Annotated in this window: 21 protein-coding genes and 4 tRNA genes; 12 read left to right on the top strand and 13 right to left on the bottom strand. The window is 42.7% G+C overall.

The annotated features are described in order from the left end of the window. Window positions 1–4: 4 nt before the first annotated feature. On the bottom strand, window positions 5–493 hold the full coding sequence (locus R7P36_RS17405) for an NYN domain-containing protein (RefSeq protein WP_017634650.1): 489 nt from the start codon (window positions 491–493) through the stop codon (window positions 5–7). Between the two features lie 119 nt (window positions 494–612). Here R7P36_RS17405 and R7P36_RS17400 point away from each other — a divergent pair, with 119 nt between their 5' ends. After that, window positions 613–1,053 (top strand): DUF4174 domain-containing protein, encoded by a 441-nt coding sequence (locus R7P36_RS17400; protein ID WP_005376058.1) that lies wholly within the window; start codon window positions 613–615, stop codon window positions 1,051–1,053. Between the two features lie 16 nt (window positions 1,054–1,069). Here the strand turns inward: R7P36_RS17400 and cobA are convergent, their stop codons facing one another. From cobA to nirB, 4 genes are all read right to left on the bottom strand, one after another. Continuing rightward, entirely contained in the window at window positions 1,070–1,828 is a 759-nt protein-coding gene (gene cobA / locus R7P36_RS17395) for a uroporphyrinogen-III C-methyltransferase (RefSeq protein WP_213899884.1), read from the bottom strand. Window positions 1,829–2,034: 206 nt separating this feature from the next. After that, window positions 2,035–2,883, bottom strand: coding sequence for a formate/nitrite transporter family protein (locus R7P36_RS17390; RefSeq protein WP_005387971.1), 849 nt, complete (start codon window positions 2,881–2,883; stop codon window positions 2,035–2,037). Between the two features lie 194 nt (window positions 2,884–3,077). Further along, on the bottom strand, window positions 3,078–3,401 hold the full coding sequence (gene nirD / locus R7P36_RS17385; RefSeq protein ID WP_005387969.1) for a nitrite reductase small subunit NirD: 324 nt from the start codon (window positions 3,399–3,401) through the stop codon (window positions 3,078–3,080). 13 nt (window positions 3,402–3,414) lie between these two features. After that, window positions 3,415–5,979: a nitrite reductase large subunit NirB gene (gene nirB / locus R7P36_RS17380; protein ID WP_017634652.1), complete on the bottom strand. Its 2,565-nt coding sequence runs from the start codon at window positions 5,977–5,979 to the stop codon at window positions 3,415–3,417. A gap of 527 nt (window positions 5,980–6,506) precedes the next feature. Between nirB and rnk the strand changes: the two genes are divergently transcribed. The 5 genes from rnk (at window position 6,507) to R7P36_RS17355 (ending at window position 11,893) form a co-directional block, all read left to right on the top strand. Continuing rightward, the gene (gene rnk / locus R7P36_RS17375) at window positions 6,507–6,914 is read left to right on the top strand and encodes a nucleoside diphosphate kinase regulator (RefSeq protein ID WP_005390213.1); all 408 of its coding nucleotides are present in this window, start codon (window positions 6,507–6,509) and stop codon (window positions 6,912–6,914) included. Between the two features lie 238 nt (window positions 6,915–7,152). Continuing rightward, window positions 7,153–8,112 carry a GGDEF domain-containing protein gene (locus tag R7P36_RS17370; protein ID WP_025767735.1) on the top strand — a complete coding sequence of 320 codons (960 nt, stop codon included), beginning with the start codon at window positions 7,153–7,155 and terminating at the stop codon, window positions 8,110–8,112. A gap of 227 nt (window positions 8,113–8,339) precedes the next feature. Continuing rightward, the gene (locus R7P36_RS17365) at window positions 8,340–9,326 is read left to right on the top strand and encodes an ABC transporter substrate-binding protein (protein WP_065275336.1); all 987 of its coding nucleotides are present in this window, start codon (window positions 8,340–8,342) and stop codon (window positions 9,324–9,326) included. A gap of 298 nt (window positions 9,327–9,624) precedes the next feature. After that, the gene (locus R7P36_RS17360) at window positions 9,625–10,665 is read left to right on the top strand and encodes a diguanylate cyclase domain-containing protein (protein WP_250155008.1); all 1,041 of its coding nucleotides are present in this window, start codon (window positions 9,625–9,627) and stop codon (window positions 10,663–10,665) included. Between the two features lie 235 nt (window positions 10,666–10,900). Then, a complete protein-coding gene (locus R7P36_RS17355; protein ID WP_005376038.1) occupies window positions 10,901–11,893 on the top strand; it encodes an LLM class flavin-dependent oxidoreductase in 993 nt (330 codons plus the stop codon). A 5-nt stretch (window positions 11,894–11,898) separates the two neighbouring features. Here R7P36_RS17355 and R7P36_RS17350 read toward each other — a convergent pair. Both R7P36_RS17350 and R7P36_RS17345 read right to left on the bottom strand, forming a co-directional pair. Beyond that, window positions 11,899–11,972 (bottom strand) — tRNA-Cys (locus R7P36_RS17350). A 36-nt stretch (window positions 11,973–12,008) separates the two neighbouring features. Continuing rightward, window positions 12,009–12,095, bottom strand: a tRNA-Leu gene (locus R7P36_RS17345). Between the two features lie 301 nt (window positions 12,096–12,396). Here R7P36_RS17345 and R7P36_RS17340 point away from each other — a divergent pair. Both R7P36_RS17340 and R7P36_RS17335 read left to right on the top strand, forming a co-directional pair. Beyond that, window positions 12,397–13,326 carry a CHAD domain-containing protein gene (locus R7P36_RS17340; protein WP_021707732.1) on the top strand — a complete coding sequence of 310 codons (930 nt, stop codon included), beginning with the start codon at window positions 12,397–12,399 and terminating at the stop codon, window positions 13,324–13,326. A 69-nt stretch (window positions 13,327–13,395) separates the two neighbouring features. After that, complete coding sequence (locus tag R7P36_RS17335; protein WP_005375991.1) at window positions 13,396–14,184, top strand: lipase family protein; 789 nt, start codon at window positions 13,396–13,398, stop codon at window positions 14,182–14,184. 74 nt (window positions 14,185–14,258) lie between these two features. Here the strand turns inward: R7P36_RS17335 and R7P36_RS17330 are convergent, their stop codons facing one another. The 4 genes from R7P36_RS17330 to R7P36_RS17315 form a co-directional block, all read right to left on the bottom strand. Then, window positions 14,259–14,513, bottom strand: coding sequence for a hypothetical protein (locus tag R7P36_RS17330; protein WP_005375990.1), 255 nt, complete (start codon window positions 14,511–14,513; stop codon window positions 14,259–14,261). 130 nt (window positions 14,514–14,643) lie between these two features. Further along, entirely contained in the window at window positions 14,644–16,167 is a 1,524-nt protein-coding gene (gene amyS / locus R7P36_RS17325; RefSeq protein WP_053303665.1) for an alpha-amylase, read from the bottom strand. A 307-nt stretch (window positions 16,168–16,474) separates the two neighbouring features. Then, window positions 16,475–16,548: transfer RNA gene (locus tag R7P36_RS17320), tRNA-Cys, on the bottom strand. Between the two features lie 36 nt (window positions 16,549–16,584). Then, window positions 16,585–16,671 (bottom strand) — tRNA-Leu (locus tag R7P36_RS17315). A gap of 549 nt (window positions 16,672–17,220) precedes the next feature. Between R7P36_RS17315 and R7P36_RS17310 the strand changes: the two genes are divergently transcribed. From R7P36_RS17310 to R7P36_RS17295, 4 genes are all read left to right on the top strand, one after another. Further along, entirely contained in the window at window positions 17,221–18,852 is a 1,632-nt protein-coding gene (locus tag R7P36_RS17310) for a methyl-accepting chemotaxis protein (RefSeq protein WP_005375988.1), read from the top strand. Between the two features lie 201 nt (window positions 18,853–19,053). Then, entirely contained in the window at window positions 19,054–20,283 is a 1,230-nt protein-coding gene (gene alr, locus R7P36_RS17305) for an alanine racemase (protein ID WP_033907027.1), read from the top strand. A 311-nt stretch (window positions 20,284–20,594) separates the two neighbouring features. Next, window positions 20,595–21,326 (top strand): AzlC family ABC transporter permease, encoded by a 732-nt coding sequence (locus R7P36_RS17300; protein WP_213895317.1) that lies wholly within the window; start codon window positions 20,595–20,597, stop codon window positions 21,324–21,326. Continuing rightward, a complete protein-coding gene (locus R7P36_RS17295) occupies window positions 21,323–21,631 on the top strand; it encodes an AzlD family protein (protein WP_005375985.1) in 309 nt (102 codons plus the stop codon). The genes R7P36_RS17300 and R7P36_RS17295 overlap by 4 nt, the downstream gene beginning before the upstream one ends. A gap of 140 nt (window positions 21,632–21,771) precedes the next feature. Here R7P36_RS17295 and dld read toward each other — a convergent pair whose 3' ends face one another. Further along, on the bottom strand, window positions 21,772–23,478 hold the full coding sequence (gene dld / locus R7P36_RS17290; protein WP_213895316.1) for a D-lactate dehydrogenase: 1,707 nt from the start codon (window positions 23,476–23,478) through the stop codon (window positions 21,772–21,774). 382 nt (window positions 23,479–23,860) lie between these two features. Further along, window positions 23,861–24,763, bottom strand: coding sequence for a LysR family transcriptional regulator (locus tag R7P36_RS17285; protein WP_047101034.1), 903 nt, complete (start codon window positions 24,761–24,763; stop codon window positions 23,861–23,863). Between the last annotated feature and the right edge of the window lie 312 nt (window positions 24,764–25,075).

The raw sequence follows: 25,075 nt of genomic DNA, 5'->3' as shown, positions 1-25,075 counted from the left end.
TTAACTACAGCAAGAAATCGTCATCAATCGCGACAAAATTGTCGGCACAATCAATCAGAGTTTGGGATGTTAGCTTAGGTACACCATAAACGGTCACCGTTTTATTGAAGCGCTGCTGAATTCTCTCTACTAGCAGACTAAAGTCTCCATCTCCCGAAACTAGAATCACTTCCTCAACTTCGGGAGCAATTTCAATTGCATCGAGAGTAATACCCACATCCCAATCGCCTTTCGAGCTGCCATCACGACGCTGGATGTAGGGTTTAAGCATCACCTCAAATCCAACACCACGAAGAATATGGTGGAACTGACGCTGCTTAGGGTCGTTACTCGCAATAGCATAAGCACGAGCACATACCACCTCTTTCCCTTGTGTGGCAACATACCAAAACTGGTTGTAATCAAAGTTGCTTCGATACGCTTCGCGACAGGTGTAATACACATTCTGTACATCAACCAAAATGGCGATTTTTTGTTTGCTTTCCGAACTCATCTATTTCTACGCTCAATTTATTTGCTGCCTACCCTATGCCAGTTTTGGAAAAAGCACAATGAGCCAATTCCACTAAACTTAACGTATAAAAAGTTATTTGGGTTTCTAGGGGAACTGTCATGGGCGGAAAGTTACTAGTGATACTACTTTCTTGTATCTTGTCATCGACAGCATTTGGTTATCCAGCGCACTCCAAATACTGGCCACATAGAAGTGTGCTCTACTTTGCGCCGGAAAATGATGAATACGTCAAACAATTCTTGCTAGAAACACTTATGAATGAGTGTGAGTTGGAAGACAGAGATGTCGTCACACTTGTCATTACAGAACAAGGTTATACCTTTCCTGCTTGGCTTAAAGAAGAGTTCGACTTAAAAATGCTAGCTCGTCTTTATGAGGTCGAAAAAGGTTCTCATACCGCTATTTTGCTTGGTAAAGATGGTCTAGAAAAGCACCGCTGGGGCGCAGAAACAGACTGGCCGTTTATCAACAACCTCATTGATCAAATGCCTATGCGTAAGCAAGAAATGCAGAGGCAACAAAGCCCCTGTAAAATATAGTCACTTCTGAGCAGTATTACTTTGCGAACCAATCCAACTTGTTGTGAAGTTGAGTCACGCTGCCAACCACAATCAATGCTGGGCTCACGGCTTGCTCTGCCATGATCGATAGCTCGTTCAACTTTCCTTGGAACACGCGCTGCTCTGGGCGCGTACCGTTTTCAATAATGGCGCATGACATCTCAGGATCTAACCCATGAGTGATCAGCTTATCCATAATATGGCCGCTTTGCTTCAAACCCATATAGAACACAAGTGTGTTGTTGGATTGCGCTAGTGAATGCCATTCAATCTCACGACCATCTTTTTGTACATGACCTGTGATAAATTGAACGCTTTGTGCATGGTCGCGGTGTGTTAATGGAATACCAGCATAAGCCGTCGCGCCCGCCGCCGCCGTAATACCCGGAACCACTTCGTATTTGATGCCAAATTCGGCTAGCTCTTCTAGCTCTTCACCACCACGGCCAAAGATAAATGAGTCCCCACCTTTTAGGCGCACAACGCGTTTACCCTCTTGCGCTTTCTGCATCAAGATTTGGTTAATTTGATCTTGAGGCACACAGTGAAAGTCCAATTTTTTTCCTACGTAAATCATCTCTGCTGATGCGTGAGCCAATTCAAGAATGTCTTTCGACACTAATCGGTCGTACACCACAACTTCAGCCGCTTGAATGGCTTTTAAGCCTTTTACTGTGAGCAAATCAGGATCACCTGGACCTGCACCAACAAGAGAAACAAAGCCGCTGTTTAAAGATGAGTGAGCAGTAGTCATATCAACGCCTATCGAAAAATTTAGATATAAAGAGTAACACTCGCGTTATGCACTTAGGGCTAAAACCACTCTAAGGAGTTATTACTTTTTATAGCTAAATCAATAAAATATGTCGCGAAAGTGAAAGTTAAAAATTGAAATCTAGTTAGAGAATAGTCCCGCCCATCCAGAAGCGGGACCATATTAAGCGAATTACCCGTTAATGGTTATTTAGCCATTGCAGGTTGCGCTTTTACTTCTTCTTCAGCATTGATAGAAGGCGCAGTTTTAGCGTGAGTTAGGTACAGTGGAATACAAGTCATTACTAGACCACCAACAATGTTACCTAGGATGGTTGGGATAAGGTTGAAGTTCAACCAAGTCGCGATACCAAAATCCGCACCTAGAATCATACCTAGTGGGAATAGGAACATGTTTACTACTGTGTGCTCGAATACTAGAGCGAAGAAGATGAAGATTGGGAACCACATCATTGCTACGCGACCAGATACTGAACGTGCTGTCATGTTGCCGATAACGCCTAGACATACCATTAGGTTACAGAAGATGCCGCGTACGAAACACGTGATCCATCCGTCCATACCCATGTTTTCAAAACCAAGGCTACGCGCGGTAGAAACAGCGACAAATTTCTTCGCTACTGCATTCAGTTCTAGAGAGAAGTTACCTGTTAGAGAGATAGCCACTAGGTAAGCAACGATCAGAGAACCGATAAGGTTACCCAAGCCTACAAGCCCCCAACAACGGAAGATACGACCCCAAGTGATGCCCGGACGGTTAGCAAACTTAGCCAGAGGCGCTAGACCAAAAACACCGGTTACTAGGTCATACCCCATCACACTTAGAATTACGAAACCAACGGGGAAAACAAGTGCTCCTACAAGACCGATACCCGTTTGTACAATCGCGGTAATAGCAACCACCACAGCAAGCGAAAGAATAACGCCAGCCATCGTACCGCGAAGCAGAAGATCTCGCGTGCTTGTATTGGTTTTCGCTTCACCAACATTGATCATGGTTTGCACGAATTCTGCAGGCTTAAAATCAGTAGACATGAATGTGTCCTTATCCAAAATTGAAAGTTAAAAAGTTAAAGATTTAATAGAGAAAGGCTTCCCGTTGACACCTGAACGCTGTCTACAACACCTCGCTTCCCTGTTCCCCTGAGTTGATGCTTGGAAAGCCTTTGTCTATTAAATCTAGGTTTCAGTTCATTCCCTCCCCTAAGAGGAGGGAATGAAAACCAAGCTTACGCAGAGATTTCTACTTCGCCGTTTGTTACGCGGGTTTTGTACGCTTTCACGCTAAAACGCTCGTCTTCCATGCACGCACCTGTTGTCAGGTTAAAGCGCTGCTTCTTAAGTGGGCTTGCCACCCAAAGCTCGCCTTGGTGCTCACAAATCAAACCGCGAGAAAGCACGTTTGATTGGAAGAACGGGTCAGTGTTGCTGATCGCCAGCACTTCTTCTGCTTGTGTTGGGCGAAATACCGCAACTTGCTGACCATCAACCAGTGCACAAACACCCGTGCCCGGTACGATGTCGCTGATTTGGCAAATCTTTTCAAATGACATAATCAACCTTCCCTTATGCTTCAGTGATCGCTACGTGTAGGATATCGCCTTTCGCTTCAGGGTGTTTTTCCGTGAAGGTTGCTGGGCGGTGCTGTTCACGCTCTTGTACAAACACAACGTTGTCATCGCGCTTGTCAGAGTTGATGAAGTGCGCGAAACGAGTCAGTTGTGATTCGTCGTTGATGGTCGCAGTCCACTCACACTCGTACTCGTCTACAAGCTTCGCTACGTCAGCTTCTAGTTGAGCGTTGATGCCAAGCTTGTCGTTAACAATCACTTCGCGTAGGTAGTCAACGCCACCTTCCATGTTTTCCATCCAAACTGATGTGCGTTGTAGTGGCGCAGCAGTACGGATGTAGAACATCATGAAGCGGTCGATGTACTTAATCAGCGTTTCTTTATCTAGGTCACTTGCAAGTAGGTCTGCGTGACGAGGTTTCATACCGCCGTTACCACATACGTACATGTTCCAACCTGCGTCAGTCGCGATGATGCCAAGGTCTTTACCTTGTGCTTCCGCACACTCACGAGTACAGCCAGAAACACCGAACTTCATCTTATGAGGTGTACGAATGCCTTTGTAACGGTTCTCGATGTAAGAACCTAGACCAACAGAGTCTTGAACACCGTAACGACACCAAGTAGAGCCCACACATGTTTTCGCCATACGAAGTGCTTTTGCGTACGCTTGACCTGTTTCGAAGCCAGCATCGATAAGCTTGCGCCAGATCTCTGGAAGATCGTCTTTTTGAGCACCAAACAGACCAATACGTTGAGCGCCGGTTACTTTGGTGTATAGGTTGTATTCCGCAGCAACGTTCGCTAGCGCACCCAGTGCTTGAGGTGTTACTTCACCACCCGCCATACGTGGGATAACAGAGTAAGTTCCGTCTTTTTGGATGTTACCTAGGAAGTTATCGTTCGTGTCGTGCAGCTTAACCAGTTGTGGCTTAAGAATGTGCTCACCCCAGCAAGAAGCCAAGATAGAACCAGCCAGTGGTTTACAAACTTCACAGCCGTAACCTTTGCCGTATTTCTCTAGAAGCTCATCAAACGTTTTGATCTCTTCAATGCGGATTAGGTGGAACAACTCTTGGCGTGAGTATGCAAAGTGCTCACACACGTCGTTCTTCACTTCGATACCCGATTTAGCAAGCTCAGCATTTAGAACAGACGTCACTAGAGGAATACAACCACCACAGCCTGTACCTGCGCCAGTCACTGCTTTGATGTCGCCCAATGTGTGGTGACCATCAGCAACCGCTTGTGCGATCTTGCCTTTTGTCACGTCGAAACATGAACAAATCACTGCGCTTTCTGGTAGAGCGTCTGCACCTAGTGCTGGTTTCTCAGCGCCTGCGTGTGCAGGAAGGATCAACGCATCTGGGTGCTCTGGTAGGTCGATTTCGTTCAACATAAGTTGAAGCAGATCGCCGTAGTCAGAGGTGTCACCAACCATAACCGCGCCAAGCAGTTTCTTGTTGTCTTCAGAAACGATAAGACGTTTGTAAACTTCTTGCTCTTCGTTTTGGTAAACGTAACTCTTACAGCCTTCAGTACGGCCGTTTGCGTCACCGATAGAGCCTACTTTCACGCCCAAAAGCTTCAGCTTCGCAGACATGTCAGCGCCTTCGAATTTGCTTTCTGTGTTACCTAGTAGGTGATCAACAGCAACTGTCGCCATCTTGTAGCCAGGAGCAACAAGGCCGTAGAACATTTCGTTCCAAGACGCACATTCACCAATCGCGTAGATGTTCTCATCAGAAGTCTGACAATGGTCGTTGATAGCAACGCCGCCACGAGGTGCCACTTCTAGCTCCATTTGGCGTGCTAGTTTGTCTTGTGGACGAATACCTGCAGAGAATACGATGAAGTCTGTTTCTAGCTCTGAACCGTCAGCAAAACGCATAACGTTGCGTGCGTTTGTGCCTTCTGCCGCAATCTCAAGCGTGTTTTTGCTGGTGTGAACGTTCACACCCATACGCTCGATCTTTTGACGAAGTTGGTTACCACCAGCAAGGTCAAGTTGCTCAGCCATTAGCTTTGGTGCGAACTCAACAACGTGTGTTTCTACACCTAGTGCTTTCAATGCGCCCGCAGCTTCAAGACCTAGCAGACCACCACCGACAACAACGCCTGATTTGCTCTTCTTCGCACACGCTTCGATCGCTTTAAGATCTTCGATAGTACGGTAAACAAAACAGTCTTTGCTTTCGTGACCTTTGATAGGTGGAACAAATGGGAATGAGCCAGTAGCAAGAATCAGCTTGTCGTATTGAACTTCGCGACCAGTGCTTGAGTAAACAATGCGGTTTTCACGGTTGATGTTAATCGCGCGTTCGCCGATCAGCATGTTAATACCGTGTTTCTCGTAGAAGCCTTCTTTTACTAAAGAAAGTTCATCTGCAGTATGGTGAGAAAAGTAAGAGGAAAGGTGCACACGGTCGTATGCGACACGAGGTTCTTCACAGAAAACCGTAATGTCTATATTAGACATATCAGCTTTCTCGACTAAGTCTTCAATATAACGGTGCCCTACCATACCGTTACCGATGACTACTAGCTTCAACTTGCTCATTATAATTCCTAAGGGTTAGGTTCTTATCACTGAGCTCATTGTTAATTGTGAAAGAAAATTAATACATGATGTAAATCAATTACAATTTCAAACTACCCTAAAGGGGTAGATGAACGTATTTATCTGACTATTGCGAAATAAAAAGTAATTTATTAACGGATATTGGTAGTTTTAACAAACTGAGATAACCGAAGCCATGCTAGCAACGGACTATACCGTTTTGCTTTTATGAAGTTAGGCTGACCATCGAAACCGAGCACACCTACGATAAATCCTGCTTTGCTTCTAAACGACGCACTCACTTGACTTCACCGTTTCAAGGTGATCAGAGAACAATATCTGAAGTGATTGAAAGATTTAGAAAAATCAAGCTTCACAACAAAAATTTTTTACTAGCTAAGTCGCACTATAAAGACTAAAATCAGGTTTAGTTCATATGGAATAGCGTCCATATGATTGATACCGTAATTGACATATAGAGTGCCGTCCCATTTTTGTGAGGCGGCCTTTTATTTGGGAGTCATAAAATGTCAGAAAACAATTCTATCTACATCTCAAGCTTAGATATGAACCGAATCACGGCTTTGTTGGATAAAATGCCAAACATCGCAGCGGAGCTTGTGGAATTAGAAGCAGAGCTCGACCGAGCAACAGTTCTTGAGCCAGAACAAATGCCAGATAACGTGGTCACGATGAACTCGACTGTAGAGTTTAAATTTTCAGGTGAAGATAGAACCATGACAAAGACACTGGTTTACCCTTCTGAACTGAAAAGCAGTGATGATATCTCTATTTTTGCACCCGTAGGCAGCGCACTGATCGGTTTGTCTGTCGGCCAAAAACTTGACTGGCCAATGCCAAATAATCAAGTGAAGACAATTGAAATTGTCGATATCACATACCAACCTGAGCGTTGTGGTGCACTAAACCGCTAACCCTCAGTAGTCCCGGTGCAAAGGCCTCCATTTAAGACTTTGCACCAGGAGAGCCCCTCGCTTACCCCCTATTTCCTTCTTTGTTTTCCAAGCATTTACTTTACTGCTCTTAAGTAACATCACCGATTCTTTATTATTTACCGCATATTCAATATTTATATCTCCAAGCTCAATCATAGAAATTGCAAAGTATTTTTCGTATATTGTCGCTCCGAAAACGACGTAAATTATGCGCAAAATGGAAGAATATCTAACTCGAATTGCCTGCTTAGAAAAAGAAAATGAAGAGCTGAAGCGGAAGAATGCGCGACTACAAGAAAAGTTGAATGCTGCACTCGACAGTAATGGACTGTGTTTGTGGGAGCAGCATATTCCTTCAGGTACTTTGACGATATTCAATATGCAGTGGGGAAAAATGCTAGGTTATCAGCCCCATGAGTTAACCGCGACGGTTGAAACGTGGAAAAACAATCTCCACCCTGAAGATTATGATCTTGCGGTGGGTGCATTTGAAGATCACCTAGCTGGCAAAACCGACCTTTATGAGGTAGTTCATCGCATGATTCATAAAGACGGCAGTGATAGTTGGGTCTACGATCGAGGGCGCATCGTCGAGTATGGTTCTGATGGCGAACCACTACGGATGATGGGTACTCATATCGATATTACAAAAGAAAAGCGTTATGAGCAGCAACTGGCCAAGTTGGCTTCGAGTGATCCATTGACTGGATTGTTAAATAGAAAAGCAATTGAGGAAAACTTTAATCATCAACCTCAAACCGAACCGTCTCAGCAGTCTGCTTTAGTGTTTGTTGATATAGATAATTTTAAAGCAGTTAACGACCAGCTAGGCCATCATACTGGCGACACCCTCCTCATCAATATCGCCAATAGCTTAACAGAGCTTGCGTCAAGCAAGTCTCAAGTTGGACGCATAGGAGGCGATGAATTTGTTATCTTAAACTGGCATTCAAGTCGAGAGGAAATATCCCAACTTTGCAATCAACTCTTAGATTCAATCATTCCAGCGATAAATCAAGACTTACATAAAGTAACGATAGGAATGAGTATCGGTGTTTGTCTCTTTAACAAAGGAAAGCAACCGTTTAATGAAGTGTATCAAAAAGCCGATCACGCAATGTATGAGATAAAGAAAAATGGCAAAAATGGAGTACAATTTTTCAACTTAAAAAGTTGATATCTCACCATAAATCATCATGTTATGAAATCAGTCATTTGCTACAACTTGAACTAACTAAAGATAAATTCTTTATATCTAAGCCAGTTACCGAAATTACCCCTAGGTACTCATAAATTTGGCACGATACAAATAAATCCCCTCCTCTCCTAGCATCAACCCAATAAGCAACTACACTCATTTAACTGATAGATTAATTACTACTATTATGAAGGGAGTTGTTTTTGATGGATACAAAACAGATTTCTACAGCTATCATAATTTTAGTTCTTTCTGCATTAGTAGTTGCTTATTTAAAGTTAACAACGGTATCAAATGCTATCCACAAACCTACAACAATCGGTATATCTAAGACGCCTCTGTCAGCCCCTTTTATCATTGCAGAGCACATAGGTGCGTTTGAAGAAAACGATTTAAACGTCGAACTTATCATGTGCTTTGGAGGGGTCGAATGTTCAAACCTACTTCTAGAAAACCATGTTAATTACGCCACTTTTTCTGAAAGCGTACTGATGTTTAAAAGCTTTGAATACAAAGATTTAGCATTAATCACTTCTTTTGCATCTTCTACGAATGATATTAAGCTGCTAACTAAAAAGCGGTCTGGCATAGAAAGTATAGATAAATTACCAGGAAAAAAGGTTGGTGTAATAAAAAAGAGCGCTAGCGAATATTACTTAGACTTGTTGCTACAGGTAAATGACATTGATTTAGAAAAAGTAGAAAAAATATCATCAACAACGCAGGTTATTATAAATCATTTAATGCAAGGAAACGTCGATGCAATATCTACTTGGGAGCCATACGGATTTATGGCCAAGAATAGAATAAATGAAGAAGTAAAGAACATAGGAATTATTGGCGTGTATAAACTTTACTTTTTGCTTGTATCAAAAGAAATACACATTGAAAAATCAGATCAAGAAGTAATGAAAATAATAAAGTCACTTCATCACTCAATTAACTGGATGGATAAAAACCCTCATTTAACAATGAAAATACTATCACAAAAACTTAACACAACAGTTGAAGAAATATCTTGGAGTTGGGATGATTATAACTTTCGATTAAATTTAACGAATTCTTTATTATTTACATTACAATCAGAAGCTAATTGGGCATTAAAACAAAACTATGTAGAAGGACAGATTCCAAATTACAGAAAAATATTTAAAGAAAACTATATCAATTCATATTTTGATGGTCTAGATTAAAATGCATCGTTCGTTAAACCACTATTTAGCATCACTATTCAGTCTAAGCGTAATACTATGTATCAGCGTTATAGTATACATAAGCTTCATAAAAATAGAAGATTATAAAGCCAAGAAACAATTAAACCAAATAATGGACATACAAATATCATTAGAGTCATTAAGTAGTTATCTTTGGGCTTACACTCAAAATAGGGGAAAAAACAATTTCACACAATTCATGATTTCTCATAACAAATTAAACGAATTATTATCTCAAAATGAAGATGTTTTATACCTTACTAAAGACCTAAAAAAAATGAATCTCGAACTGTATTTTTTAGTTCAATACGAAAATAATCATTTACTAGACAAAGATCGCCATTATGATTCAGTCGTAAATTATAATAAATCAAATCCTGTCATACAATCCAGAATAAACATTGTATCCCAGGATATGAATAATGAAATAATATATATTTATAAAAAAATACTTAATAATAAGTCTACAAAACTACAAAATTTAAATTATTACACTCAAGCAGGTATTATTTTTATCTCTCTGGTTGTTATGCTATTATGCTTTTATATAAAAATAAAGTTCAAGAGAAGCTTTCAAAGGTTTATAAATGGAATAAAACAATTAAGCAGGTCAAATTTTGACTATAAAATCCCTTCAGAAAATCAATTCACGGAATTTGAAAATCTGTCTTGTTACTTCAATAAAATGGCGGCATTGTTAAACCACACAACAATATCAAAATCAAAACTTAAAGAAGAAGTAGAGAATCAAACTTCAGTTCTAAATCGTCAAAAAGAAAGTTTGGTATTTTTGTCTGAGCACGACTCCTTAACTAATATCTACAATCGTCGAGCAATAGAAAAACATTTGATCCAGCTTACGCGTAATTTCAGAGGCAGTGAGAATAGTTTTAGTTTGTTTTTTATAGATTTAAATTTATTTAAGGATATTAACGATAGCCATGGCCATGAGGCAGGTGATGTAGTGTTAAAATCTGTAGCTAGTAGATTATCAAGTATTATCGACGAATCAGACATGGTAGGCCGCTTTGGTGGAGATGAATTTATTATTATTCATCGTTCACACACAACAGGTACGTCTCTGTCTGCATGTGCACTACGCTATATCCAAGAAATAGAAAAAGTAATTCATTTTAAAGGTAAAGAGTTATGCGTCGGAGCTAGCATTGGTATTGCACTCTATCCTGAGCATGGGTCGAATGTACATGAATTATTAACAGCGGCAGACAAGTCTATGTATCAGTCAAAACGTTCTAAAGCTAGCTCGTTCACTATTGTCGACAACAGCAGTTCGCTGTTAAAGAGGCCTATGTTTTAATCTAAAGTAGCTGTGGAAACGTTCTACATGCGAATATTCAACGACATCGACCACTGTGGCCACTTACAGTAATAAAGCCGCTTTTATCACATAGCAAAAGCTAAACTCATAAGCTAAACGCTCTCCAGGCATTGAAGAAAAATAATCCATTGTGAATGGTTAATCCTCCCCTTTTAAACGTCAACTTTCACCACCATATGATAGTTAAGATTCATTAACAGGCTATAACTATCCTATGTCTTTTCCTCGTTTATCTGTTCTGGATTTGGCACCCGTGTCCGACGGAACAAACTTCACCGAAACGTTCGAACGCTCCGTTGAATTAGCTCAATCAATCGAGTCCTGGGGCTATCATCGGTTTTGGATGGCTGAACACCATAACATGCCCGACATCGCCAGTGCCGCAACCAGTGTATTACTCAGTCATATTGGAGCGCACACGAACTCGATCCGTTTAGGATCAGGTGGAATCATGTTACCTAACCATGCACCACTAGTTATTGCAGAGCAATTCGGAACGTTAGAGGCATTATACCCTGGTCGTATTGACCTCGGATTAGGACGCGCACCAGGCACCGACTACCAAACAATGCATGCATTAAGGCGGGAACCAGAGCATATGGATCCTGACTTTGAAGAGCTGTTGGAGGAACTTAATTTCTTTCTTGGTCCCGTATCTCGAAATCAACCAGTCGCGGCTTATCCAGGTAACAACACATCTCTGCCGATTTGGCTTCTGGGGTCGAGTACATACAGCGCACGTTTAGCAGCTAAGAGAGGCTTACCTTTCGCATTTGCTGCACACTTTGCTCCAGATGCAATGTCTCGTGCTCTAAACTTTTATCGAGATGAGTTTGTCCCATCCGAGCATTTAGCTCAACCCTATGTGATGATTTGTGCCAACGTTATCGTAGCGGATACTCAGTCACATGCAGATTTTCTCGCGACAACAGAGAAGCAAAAATTCTTAAAAATGATTCGCGGCAATCGCGAAAAACTTCGCGCACCAGTGAAAAGTATGGCACCACTATGGTCAGCACAGGAAAAGCTTCACGTTGAAACTCAATTACGTGAATCTATCCATGGTGATCAAACATATGTAAGACAGAAAATTGAGAAACTTTTGGAACGCACTGGGGCAGATGAAATTATGGTAAACACGATGGTGTTTGAACAATCTGAGAAGTTGAGATCCTACAGGTTACTATCGGAACTCATGGACAAGTAAAAGAATGGAGGCGCCTCCCGGAGTCGAACCGAGGTCCACGGATTTGCAATCCGCTGCATAGCCACTCTGCCAAGGCGCCTTTCTGATTTTTTATCTCTGTCACCAAAGATTTTGATGGTGCCCCGGGCCGGACTTGAACCGGCACAGCGCGAACGCCGAGGGATTTTAAATCCCTTGTGTCTACCAATTCCACCACCAGGGCAACGCAATCATGCGATGGGTTAGACACCATCTATCTCGCGACCTTTGCCGTGAGAACGAGGCGTACTTTAACGGATTAATTTATCTGGTCAACAAAAAATTAGTCTTTTTTATTCAAATGGTTAAAAAGACGACTCTAACGAACAAAGGGCGATCATTTTGCTTATTTGATCATCAATACGCTTTGCTTTCGTGCCTTTTAACCTTCTCATTTTATATCAATGAAGAGCCAACAAATCGCGCAAGTTAACAGTATGGGTATAAACTTAACGTGTATTTCAGAGAACAAAATAGCGCTCATCATGTTTCGAAAACCATCATTTCACTTACCCTTACATGCCGACTCCGAACTCGACTTCGTAGTGCCCCACTTCTTCCTTACTGAATTTGATTATGCACGCTCTCTGGAGCAGGGAGTCATCGACGACTTGGATCCTGAATATACACACCAATATCGCGTCACACTGAGGCGCATACGCTCACTATGCTCACTACTTCGCGAACTGATCCCTCCTTTTGAACAGCGTATTTTGAAACCTCATTTAAGAATAATGATGAAGAAAACAAATAAGCTGCGTGATTTGGACGTATTTATCTTGGACAAAAACCAATACATTGAAATGCTCCCAAATCACAAATCGTCTCTTGAGCAACTTTTTTGCTTTATAGAATCTGAACGTGCTTACGAACAAGCAAAAGTTACGCGTTGGCTAGATACACAAGAATACACAACGCACTGCACTTTGATCAGGAATAGTATGTTGCGAAGTACGCAACACGAACCAGTGGATAGCAACGTACCTGCGTTACTTTTCGCAAGCCAAAAAATCTCCGTTCAATTTAAAAAAGTTGATAAAGCACGACGCAAAATCTCGGACAAAAGTCGTGACAGCGTGATTCATTCGATGCGGATAAAGTGCAAAGCGCTTCGTTATTTGTTAGAAGGATTTTCCACGCTCTATCCTTCCCAACAGCACAAAAACAACGTGAAACAACTAAAACTATTGCAAGACAAGCTCGGTGACTTTAACGACACTTCAAGTCAAATTGAATTTTTCGCACAACTCAAAGAAACAGCAAATCTCAATAAACAAGATCGTAAGGCTTTGAAAAAGCTAATTAACGTGCTTAGCGAACATCATGAACTCTCTCGCCAAACCATCTTGACGCATTTAAGCCAGTTTGAGTCTTTCATTCGCGATTCCAATACACAAAATCTCTACCGACCCTAAATCAAGGTTCACGTATTCTTAATATTCATTAATTACAGTCAATCGTTGGGCTCCATTAAGAAAGATAACGTGAAACCATTAAAACGATACCAATACGAGCGCTATGCGGTGCTTTGTAATCTCGCCTACCCTCGCGTCTTCAGACAAACTCAATATGGATTCGATCCTAATGGGCAACGAGTCATTAGAAATGAACACGGTAAGATTATGATTCGCGTGCTCTGGAGTAAAAAACAGAGTGAAGTGGTCGTAGTGATTAAAGGCTCACACAGTATCAGTGATTGGTTGTTGAACTTCGCGATGTGGACGAGAAGCTGTCGAAGGTTGGGACTAAACTATCGCATTCACGCGGGTTTCTATCATCTGTTGTTCCAAGAAAGTTTACCGAGCCGGAATGAAGATCGGTTAGGGTTGACCGTGATCGAACGCCTCGAAGGTATCGTTGTACCACTTATTCTCAGGGGAAAAAGAATCACTATTACTGGCCACTCTTCAGGTGGCGCGATTGGCAGTGTTTTTGCTGACTATATTGAGAAAAAATACCCCAAAAGCATTAAACGCGTGGTCACTTTCGGACAGCCCGCTGTCGGAGATTGGACGTTTAAGAAACGCTACCGTTTGGGGCACAAAACATACAGGATTTGTTGCGACATCGACATCGTGACCTTTATGCCGCCCGTACCTTTTTTGTATTGGCATGTAGGCAAAATGCTATGGTTATATAACGGGAGAATATACGAGAACACCCCAACGCTCATACGGCTTGGGCGCTCCTTATTTAGTTGGTTAATGCGACCGTTCTCTTATCACTTTATGAGTAAATACATTCGCGACAAAGACTTTTTTGATGAACGCTGAGTTAAACATCCGAAAGGTATGACGTACAGACACCAAAAAGCCGGACTTCGCCGGCTTTACGATTAAGTGGTGATCTACAGAGAGGCGATTTCTTTTTCAAGTTGATATTTGTTATCTGTGACAATTCGCTCTAACACTTCAACACGTCGCTTCAAGTCACCAATTTGCTTGTTAAGGTTATCTTGTTCTTCTCGGCTCATCGTATTACGTTCAGATATCTCCAACGCTCTTACTTCTTTACGATGGTTCAAGATTAACTTTATTATCCCGCCCCCAAATATGGCACCGAACACAATAGCCACAACCAATACATCAGCAATAGATTCCATTCTTTATCTTCCTCTAGATTATGCTCAACTATAAGTTACTCATTTGTCGAATGAATATCAAATAACACATTGATTCATTGAAGAGTTTTATCAAGAATTGCCTACTCTGTATCAAAATCACAGGAATGGATTATTCAACGCCAACCCAAACCGAGACAGATCCGCCGTTTACTGGGAACTCAGCCCAACCATTCGCATCAGTCCAAACTTCTTCAGTTCGGAGACCCAACTTGTCTACGTAGCGAGCACTTGGTTTACCCGTATACATCCACTTCGAGCCGCCAGGTCCATCACTCATGATCACGGCCATTGAATGTGGATGCTTTGCATCACCTTCTCGAGTCCAACCAATTACGTCCCAGTGGTCGAGATAAGAATGTTGTTTGCCATACGCATAATCTTTACGCAGTGTTACTAGCTCTTCAATGTAAGGCACTTTGACCATATTGATGTCATGCCCTTTATCACTGTACTGCGCGCCGTAGTAATCTGCATAAAACACGGATGGATAGCCTTCTTCACGCAATAAGATAAACGCGTAAGCGAGCGGCTTAAACCACCAATCAACCGTCGACTCCAAAGCCTGCAAAGGTTGAGTGTCATGGTTTTCTACTAAGGTTACCGCTTTGACTGAATTGTCCTTCATCAGCGTACCATCCATGATTTGACGCATATCGTAGCTACCACCCGATTTAGACGCATTGTAGAAGTTCATATGTAACGGTGCGTCGAATAGAGACATGCTGCCAGAAGTTTTGGTGATAAAGTTATGCAACTGATTAACATCGTAGTTCCAGTACTCTCCGACCGTGAATAGTTCTTTCCCTGTTTTCCAACGTAGGTGATCAATCCATTCTTGCAGGTATTGATATTTGATGTGCTTCACCGCGTCCATTCTAAACCCATCCACACCCGTCATGTTGATATACCACTCGCCCCAGTCTTTCAGCTCTTGCTTCACTTCAGGGTGATCCATGTCTAGATCAGCGTACATAAGGTAATCGTAGTTGCCTTTTTCCGAGCTAACTTCCCAATCCCATGCCTTACCCTCACCTTTGAATTTGAAGATAGCTTTTTCTTCGCCAGCATCGTCCCAATCCACGCCATCAAAGTGGTACCACGTCCAATGAAAGTTTGAGTACTTGTCGTTGCGCCCAGGGAAATCAAACTCTACCCACGCTTCAATCCATTTATCACCAAGTTCAATATTTCGGTTGTTCCAATCTACTCGCTTGGTATCAACCCAAGACTTTCCATCCGCACCACCGCGATGGTTGAACACCACATCGCCATAAATCTGGATATTGTTTTTATGGGCAGCATTGATGGCGCTTAGGTACTGATCTTTGGTGCCATACTTGGTGCGCACCGAACCTTTTTGATCAAACTCTCCCAAATCGTACATATCATAAACGCCATAACCGACGTCGTTGCTACCACCAGCACCTTTATAGGCGGGTGGTAACCATAACGCAGTAAAGCCGTTATCAGATAGTGCCGACGCGTTGTTTTCAACTTGTGTCCAGAGTGCACCGTCATTTGGCACATACCAATGGAAATACTGCATCATGGTGCCATTTTGTGCCGCCATTACAGGCGAACTGAGCAGCAAAGTTAAGGGTAAAAGTGTAGGTTTAAGGTTGAATGTTTTCATTATTTTTCTCTCACGTTAAGGACTAGAATCCTCCTTTCTGCATATACGCACCAAGCGATACTAACTATGACGCTAGCTAGGTTGCTGCCTGTAATACAAAAAGTTCGGATTACAATCGAAGAGAAACTATCACCAATCACACTATACAATTATTGAGTTGTCTAACATTTATAAAATCAATGATTAGCGCATTAAAAATATTGAATGGTGATCAAAACATGGGAGACTTTAGGAAAGCGCGAAGGGTTACGAAAAGGCGGACTAAAAACGAAAAAAGCCAGTCATTTAAGACTGGCTTTCGAAATAGTGGAGGCGCCTCCCGGAGTCGAACCGAGGTCCACGGATTTGCAATCCGCTGCATAGCCACTCTGCCAAGGCGCCTTTCTGATTTTTTATCTCTGTCACCAAAGATTTTGATGGTGCCCCGGGCCGGACTTGAACCGGCACAGCGCGAACGCCGAGGGATTTTAAATCCCTTGTGTCTACCAATTCCACCACCAGGGCAACGCAATCATGCGATGGGTTAGACACCATCTGTCTCAGCGACCTTTGCCGTGAGAACGAGGCGTACTTTAACGGATTAATTTATCTGGTCAACAATAAATTTTATCTTTTTGATTTAAGTGCTTAAAAAGCGATCTGCCTAGTATATTTGGCATTCAATTAGACCAATAAGCACCCGTTCCCTTTCATTAGCTATAAAGTCATACGCATACTAGTGCCCGACACTGCTTCGAGGTAAACACGCGACTATCAGCTATGAACGCTGATCTTTTCACCGCTGTAACATCTGTAACAATTTGATTCCCTACTCTTGGCACGACTGCGTACAGAACATCATATTTTGTTACCGATAACTTTATATCGAATGTGGTCGTACCTTTATAAAATCATTGACTTTTTTTATTTTCAAATAAAGCTCAATTCATTATCGAAAATATCAATAAATAATGGTACGTTACACGAGTTGCAGTAATTTAATGGACATATATCACATATAAGGATGTGGTTTACTTTGGCGACACAACATAAGAAAAACAAGGTATATCACTAATGTCTATCAAGAATCTTTCTATAGCGAAAAAGATATCGCTATCGTTTTTACTCATTGCCATCGTCAACATTGCATTTGGCGTATTTTTATCTACAGAGCTCAAAAGCATCAAATCTGAGCTTTTAAACTATACCGACGATACGCTTCCTGCAATGGAAAGGGTCGATTCGATTCGAGATCACTTGTCTCGCTGGCGCCGAGCTCAATTTGCTGCGTACACTTATGAAGACGCAGACCAAGTCAAAACTAAAATTTCTAACAATATTAGAGAACGCGAAAAGATCACTAGAGAGCTCAACGCTTACGGTGAAACTATCTGGCCTGGCGAAGAGCAGCAAACTTACCAGCGTCTTATGCGTCAGTGGAAAAAGTACTTGGTTACTATGGACCAGTACAATGAAGCGATGCTAGCTAACGACAAAAGCAAGGCCCACCCTATTTTGGCGAACTCTTTGTCTGCTTTCGAAGCGGTTGACTCAGAGTTAGGCGAACTAATCCGTCTCCTTAAAGAAGCTATGGACAGCAACAAAACTCATATCCTGTCCTCTGTAAATGGATTGAGTAATTCTTCAATTGCAAGTAACGTGATTATTCTACTGATCATGGTAGGCATGACATACGTGCTGACTCGCCTAATTTGTGGCCCACTTAAACTTGTTGTTGAGCAAGCAAATGCCATCGCGACAGGTGATCTATCAAGTGACATTGACCGTAAAGCAATCGGCAATGACGAGCTTGGTGAACTGGCAGACGCGACCACTAAGATGCAAGATGACTTACGCCAAGTTATCGATAACGTGATTGCTGCAGTTACTCAGTTAAGCAGCGCTGTCGAAGAGATGAACCAAATCTCCGATATTTCTGCGTCTGGTATGAAAGATCAACAGCTGCAAATTACGCACATCGCAACAGCAATGACAGAAATGAAAGCGGCCGTAGCCGATGTTGCTCGTAACACTGAAGACTCAGCGAACCAAGCTAACGAAGCAAACCGCCGCACACAACACGGTGTTCGTGAAACCCAAGGTATGGTTGACGCGATTCAAGAAGTTTCAAACGTAATTGGCGCTGCAGGCGATACCGTAGCAGAGCTTGAACAGCAATCGAATAAAATTAACGTTATAGTGGATGTTATCCGCGACATTGCCGATCAAACCAACCTACTTGCACTTAATGCAGCCATTGAAGCGGCGCGTGCTGGTGAGTCTGGTCGTGGCTTTGCCGTCGTTGCAGACGAAGTTCGAACTCTTGCCGGCCGTACGCAAGATTCAACGAGTGAAATCACTTCGATCATTGAGCAGCTACAATCACTTGCAAAAGACGCAAAATCAGCCACTGAACTTTCTAGAACCAGCATCTCAGAATGTGCAGAACAAGGCATTCAATCAAAACAGCTGATGAGCGACATTGAGCATTCGATTTCGGACATCTCAGACATGGGTACCCAAATCGCCACGGCTTGTAACCAGCAAGACTCTGTTGCGGAAGAGCTTAACCGCAGCATTGAAAACATACATTTGGCATCTCAAGAGGTCTCTCAAGGTTCGGAGCAAACCGCACAGGCGTGCCGCGAACTAAGCCAGCTATCCATTTCTCTTAAAGATGTAATGAGCCGCTTTAAACTGAGTTAAACTCAGTGGATACCTTAGTAGATACCAAATCAATCCCGATTTGCTTAAATAGAATGTCATCACTGAGGTATATTTAGGTATATATTAAATCATTATCTTAACAAACGCTCCAAAGCACCACTTGGAGCGTTTTACTTCGTCAGGTACTTTCCCCAAGTACTCAATAACATAACCAATACAAAAAACGCATACGGAGACTTTATGCGCTTAAATAAAACCTTACTATCACTGACTATCGCTGCTGCAATCGCGGTTCCTGTAATGCAAGCTACTGCTGCTCCTCTTCAAATTAGCAATACAGCAGCAAAAGCAGAGCAAGTTCAAGGTGCTAACGCTTGGCTAGAAATAAACTTAGGTCAGTTCCGCGATAATATTGAGCAGTTTAAATCGCACATGGATGGCAAAACGAAAATCTGCGCCGTGATGAAAGCCGACGCATACGGCAATGGTATCGCAGGCCTGATGCCGACTATTATCGAGCAACAAATTCCTTGCGTTGCCGTTGCAAGTAACGCCGAAGCACAAACTGTTCGCGACAGTGGCTTTAAAGGCCAACTTATGCGTGTACGCTCAGCGGATATTGGCGAGATTGAAGCCGCAATCGACCTAAATGTCGAAGAGTTGATAGGCACAGCAGAGCAAGCTAAAGCACTGTCTAAACTAGCCGAGAAAGCTGGTAAAGAAATCAAAGTTCACCTTGCTCTGAACGACGGTGGTATGGGACGTAATGGTGTTGATATGACGACAGAAGCGGGCAAGAAAGAAGCGCTAGAAATCGCTCAACAAGCTGGCGTTAATATTGTTGGTATCATGACTCATTTCCCTAACTACAATGCAGACGACGTGCGCCAAAAGTTAGCTTCATTCAAAGACAGTTCTGCATGGCTGATTAAAGAAGCGAATCTAAAACGCGACAACATTTTACTGCACGTAGCAAACTCTTACACCGCGCTTAATGTTCCTGAGGCGCAGCTTGATATGGTTCGTCCTGGTGGCGTTTTATACGGAGACTTACCAACTAACCCTGAGTACCCTTCTATCGTGTCTTTCAAAACACGCGTGGCATCCGTTCACCACCTGCCAAAAAATAGCACAGTCGGTTACGACAGCAGCTACACAACAAGCAAAGAAAGCTTAATGGCGAACATTCCTGTTGGTTACTCTGATGGTTATCCACGAAAAATGGGGAATACGGCAGAAGTTCTGATCAATGGCCAACGTGCAAAAGTTGCGGGCGTTGCTTCAATGAACACCACAATGGTAGATGTTACAGGTATCAAAGATGTTGAGCCTGGTTCTGAAGTTGTTTTGTTTGGCTCCCAACAAGGCAAAACGATTTCAGCTGCTGAGATGGAAAAACACGCAGAAGTCATCTTCCCTGAACTATACACGGTTTGGGGAAGCGCGAACCCTCGTGTCTACGTAAAATAAACCTATTCAGTTATTCGTAACAGAGCGAAAAAGCGAGCCTCTTGCTCGCTTTCTTTCTTATTTACTAATCTGTACTAGCTCGTGATGTTATCAATTAAACAGAGCTTACTATTTCTGTTGTTTTATTCTCCTTTAGCACTACCAAGCGCGACTCTCTACACTCTGTTTCTTAAAGCCGCTTGGATGGCTCAATTTTATATAGCACTTAGAGTTTGAAAGCCCCTCCAATTGATGTTAAACATGAAGTTTACAAAAGAATAACAAACACACTCGTATGGCACTGCCCCTTTGCCTGCTAGCTAGGTATCTCTATGACAGAAAATACTCAACATCTTCAACGCTCCTCCACTGAGTTGCACGAATTTAATCGGCTTGACGTCTGGAACGGCTTCACCCAACTTTTACCCCTCTCTATGTTCGTGGTCATATTTGGCCTCGCTTTCGGTGTTGCTGCGGTACAGACTGGACTAGATGTATTTCCCACTATGTTGATGAGCACACTGGTCTTCGCCGGTGCTTCACAATTTGCCACGTTAGAAATGTGGGGAGCGGAAGTCCCTTTCATTCCAGTACTTATTACTGTATTTGCGATTAATGCTCGTCACCTCTTGATGGGAGCCACACTTTATCCATGGTTACGACAACTCCCACCAACAAAACGTTACGGTGTCATGCTGGTAGCATCAGACGCTAACTGGGCAATGGCACTCAATGCATTTGGTAGAAAAGAACCAGGCTTTGGCTTGCTTGTTGGTGGCGGCTTAGCGATGTGGTCTTTTTGGATTGTTGGCACCTGGTTCGGCATTTATTTTGGTAGCGCAATCAAAGATCCGGTAGCGCTAGGGCTCGATATGGTTATGGGGTGCTTCCTGCTGTCTATGGTGGTAGCCGGGCCGAAAGACTTAAGAATCTTTGCGATTTGGGCCATAGCAGCGGCATCTTCTATGTTGGCGTATTGGTATTTGCCAGAGAATAGCCACGTAGTGGTTGGCGCCATTACTGGCGGAGTCTTGGGTGCTTGTTGGAAGGAGAAGAAAGCATGAACATCGAAACAACCATAGGTGGCACACTGCTTATCATCATCGCTATGGCGTTAGTCACGCTCATAACCCGCTGGGGCGGAGTGTATGTTATGTCATTCATTCCAATTAGCGAACGGGTTCAACGTTTCATTACTGCGATGTCAGGCTCTGTATTGGTTGCGCTTTTAGCTCCGCTAGCAGTAGAGGGTGATAACGGTGCTAGAGCAGCACTGTTTTCTACTGCCGTTGTCATGTTCATCGTGAAAAAGCCTCTACCCGCAATTGCAGCAGGCATCATCGCCGCCGCCGCAGTACGTGCTCTTTAGTCGCTGTTTCAACGCCGATACCAGTCATCAATAAAAGACCCAAAACACAAAGCCCTGATGCCACAAGTGTCATCAGGGCTTATCTTATGCTCATCATTTTAACGATGAACAACGATTATTAATCATGGTGAGACAGCACATTACGCACAGCAGTTACAATTGCGCTTATATTTGTCCATTTTACCAATACCAGGGTTAAAGGTATTGGTTGGGTCTAATTCGTGGTAAAACTTCTGCAACGAGTTTTCGGCTTCATACAAGTGACCCACGTTATGTTCTGCTGGGTATTTGGCACCACGGCTATTGAGGTGCTCTAGCATCATCTTTTTCATCAACTTCGTGTCAGTCCCTTTTTTGAAAATGTAATCTTGATGGAAGACGTAACACATAAAGTGACCATAATAGAGCGCTTGAACAAGGTTCTTACTTACCTCTTCAGGCAAAGTTTCTAGCCACTCTTCATCATTACGTCGCAAAGCAATATCAAGTGCAACGATGTCTTCTACGTCTTTTCGGTGAATCGTCTCGTAACGAATTGCTGCACCTGCTGCTGCAAAGCGATGTAAATAAGCTTTTTTACCCTCTTCCGGCGTACACTCGAAGAAATCACAGTCGTCTTCAACAGCCCAAACTTCTTTGAGGTATTTTTGCGCCTCAGCAATACCACCATCACTCATTTTCAATACCAGGTGATGCTCATACTTGTCACGGAAATCCAGCATTCGCTCTGGTAAGTGTTGTGGGAACAACTTGCTCGCGTAGTACAAAATGGTGTCTGGCAGATATTTACTGACAAACGGGATGCGCTCTAAGAAGTTTTCTACCTTAGCTTTAAGTGCGAACATTTTTGGCAGCTTATCTGTGCCTAACAAGTCGATGGATAAGAACACATCCTTGCCGTACTTCTCTGCCATGTTGAAGATATCTCGATGCAAGTATTCTCCCATCTCAGGCAAGTTATCAAACGTAGATAAGAAGTCTTTTCGCAACTTCGTTAGTTTCGCAGGGTCATTGGTGCCAAGGTAAAAAACCTGCTCTTTTTCTGGGACTGGGTAGCTGTCAACCCGAACGGCAAAAACCCCCAACTTACCAGCGCAGCCACTGGCTTCAAATAATCGGCGTTCATCGGCATTAAAGCGAGAAGGAATGTCAGAAGTCACGTCTCGAACACGTTCATCGTATTCTTTGTCTGACGCCATTCGCTCATCATGAATGATCTTCGCTGGGTCAAAGTTCCCTTCTTGCAGGTTTGTTAGAATTTCTTCTGGCGTTTCACCTAATCCTTCAATACCAAGGTGGTTCACCAAATGTAACTGGCCTTGCTTATCCACCTGCGCATAGATCGCCAGTTCCGTATAAGCAGGACCACGCTTAACTAGCGCACCACCTGAGTTATTGGCGATACCACCGACCACAGTGGCACCTAGCGATGAAGAGCCGATGATAGAATGCGGTGCTCGGTTCACTGCCTTCAACTCTTTCTCCAAAGAGTGTAAGCTCGCACCAGGCAAGCAAACCGCCTGCTTACCGCCATCTAATAAGTGAATCTTCTTGATTTTGGTAATATTGATCACAACCACATCGCGATCATAATCATTACCACTCGGAGCCGAGCCCTCTGTTAAACCTGTTTTAGCCGCCTGCATGATAATGATGCAGTTTGCTTCAACACACTGTTTAATAATCTTCCATTGTTCCAGAAGAGTGTTAGGAAACACGATAGCAAGCGCATTACCACTACCCGAACGAAACCCCGAGCGGTAATATTTCGTTTTAACCTCGTCGGTTAGAACATTTTCTTCCCCAACGATGGCTTTAAATTCTTCAATCAGCTGCTTTTGTTTCATATCCGTATCTCTAGTTATTGTACTTCGCTCACAACACCGCTTAGCGGCAGGCATGGCGTTTGAGCCACTATAAGCAGTCCATTTCTCTGCGTCTATGTCAGGCGGACGAACAATACGTAATCAATAAACAACAAACAAAATAATTCTTTATTTTTCTGTCACTTATCTTTTACATTTGAGAAATTTAATGTAAGAAACAGACCGTTTCTTAAAAGAAACAATAGCAAAACCATTTGTTAACAGTTGTGCGGGGTATCTTGTTATCAATATTAGTGAAGAAAACGAGGAGAAGCGTAAGCCCCTAAATTTAAGAGGATTCTTAGAAATGAAGATGGAAACATAAGCTCAACACCAATATAACGATCGGTGTTGAGTTATTGGCTTAAAATCGATGGTTTTGACTTTGAAAGCTTGAGTATAGATGATCGATAAAGATCTTAATTTTTTCTGGTTGCTGACGAGTGTAAGGATACACCGCATAAATACCCAAACATTTGGCGGTTTCGTCTTTAAATAACTGAATCAGACTGCCTTGCTTTAAGTCTTCATAAACCAAGACACGCGGTACATAGATGATTCCCTGCCCTAATAGCGCCACATTTCTCAATACAGAAGAATTGTTGGTACAGAGGTTACCGTCGACGGTGATTTGATATACCTCGTCTCCATCTTTAAACGCCCACTCATGCGCTCCGGTTTCTTGGTAGGAATAGACTAAACAATTGTGTTTAGCCAAGGCTTGAGGTTGTTTAGGTATGCCATGTTTAGCTAGGTATTGGGGTGACGCGCAAATGATCCAATTCGCATCCACCAGCTTTCTTGCAATCAGACTAGAATCTGGCAACACACCCGTTCTAATTGCCAAATCAAAACGTTCATTCACGATATCGACGAAACGATTATCTAGATCCATATCGATATTGATGTCTGGGTATTTCTGATTAAATTCATTAATCACTTGAGGAAGAATTAATTCACCAGAGATAGTAGGCACCGAAATTTTAATGTTTCCAGATAAGTTTTTACCTAAACCCACAATGGATTCTTCCGCCGTTGCCACCGCTTGATAAACCGCTTTTGCATGAGTAAAAAACGCTCGTCCTGCTTCAGTCAACGTTAGCGTTCGCGTTGTTCGGTAGAGAAGCTGTACACCAAGCTCTTGTTCAAGCTTGGCAATGCGTTTACTGACGACCGATTTAGTCAGTGACATATGTCTCGCGGCAGCACTGAATGAACCTTGCTCGATCAAGTGATAAAAAATGATGTAATCGTCGGTATTTCTCATGCGTCTTCGTCAAATCCTTTGGAAGCCCGTATTGTAAACTGAAATTGGCTGAGGTGCGAAACATCAGGTCACACTTAATATCAGAAACTCGTGACAGAGATGGGGTTGCTAAGCTCACAGGTAATGAAAAAGAGATGGTATGAATTTATCAGTCTTCAGATACAAAAAAACCAGCTGTCGCTGGTTTTAAGTTGATGCACTTGGCATCGAGATACCGCCATGGCCATATCTGAATAATTTGGAGCGACACACGAGGTTCGAACTCGTGACCTCAACCTTGGCAAGGTTGCGCTCTACCAACTGAGCTAGTGT

The organism is Vibrio sp. 397, assembly GCF_033339395.1.
In the GTDB taxonomy this organism is placed as follows: domain Bacteria; phylum Pseudomonadota; class Gammaproteobacteria; order Enterobacterales; family Vibrionaceae; genus Vibrio; species Vibrio alginolyticus.
The sequence above is the reverse complement of the archived record's forward strand: the minus strand, read 5'-3'. Positions and strand labels throughout refer to the sequence as shown.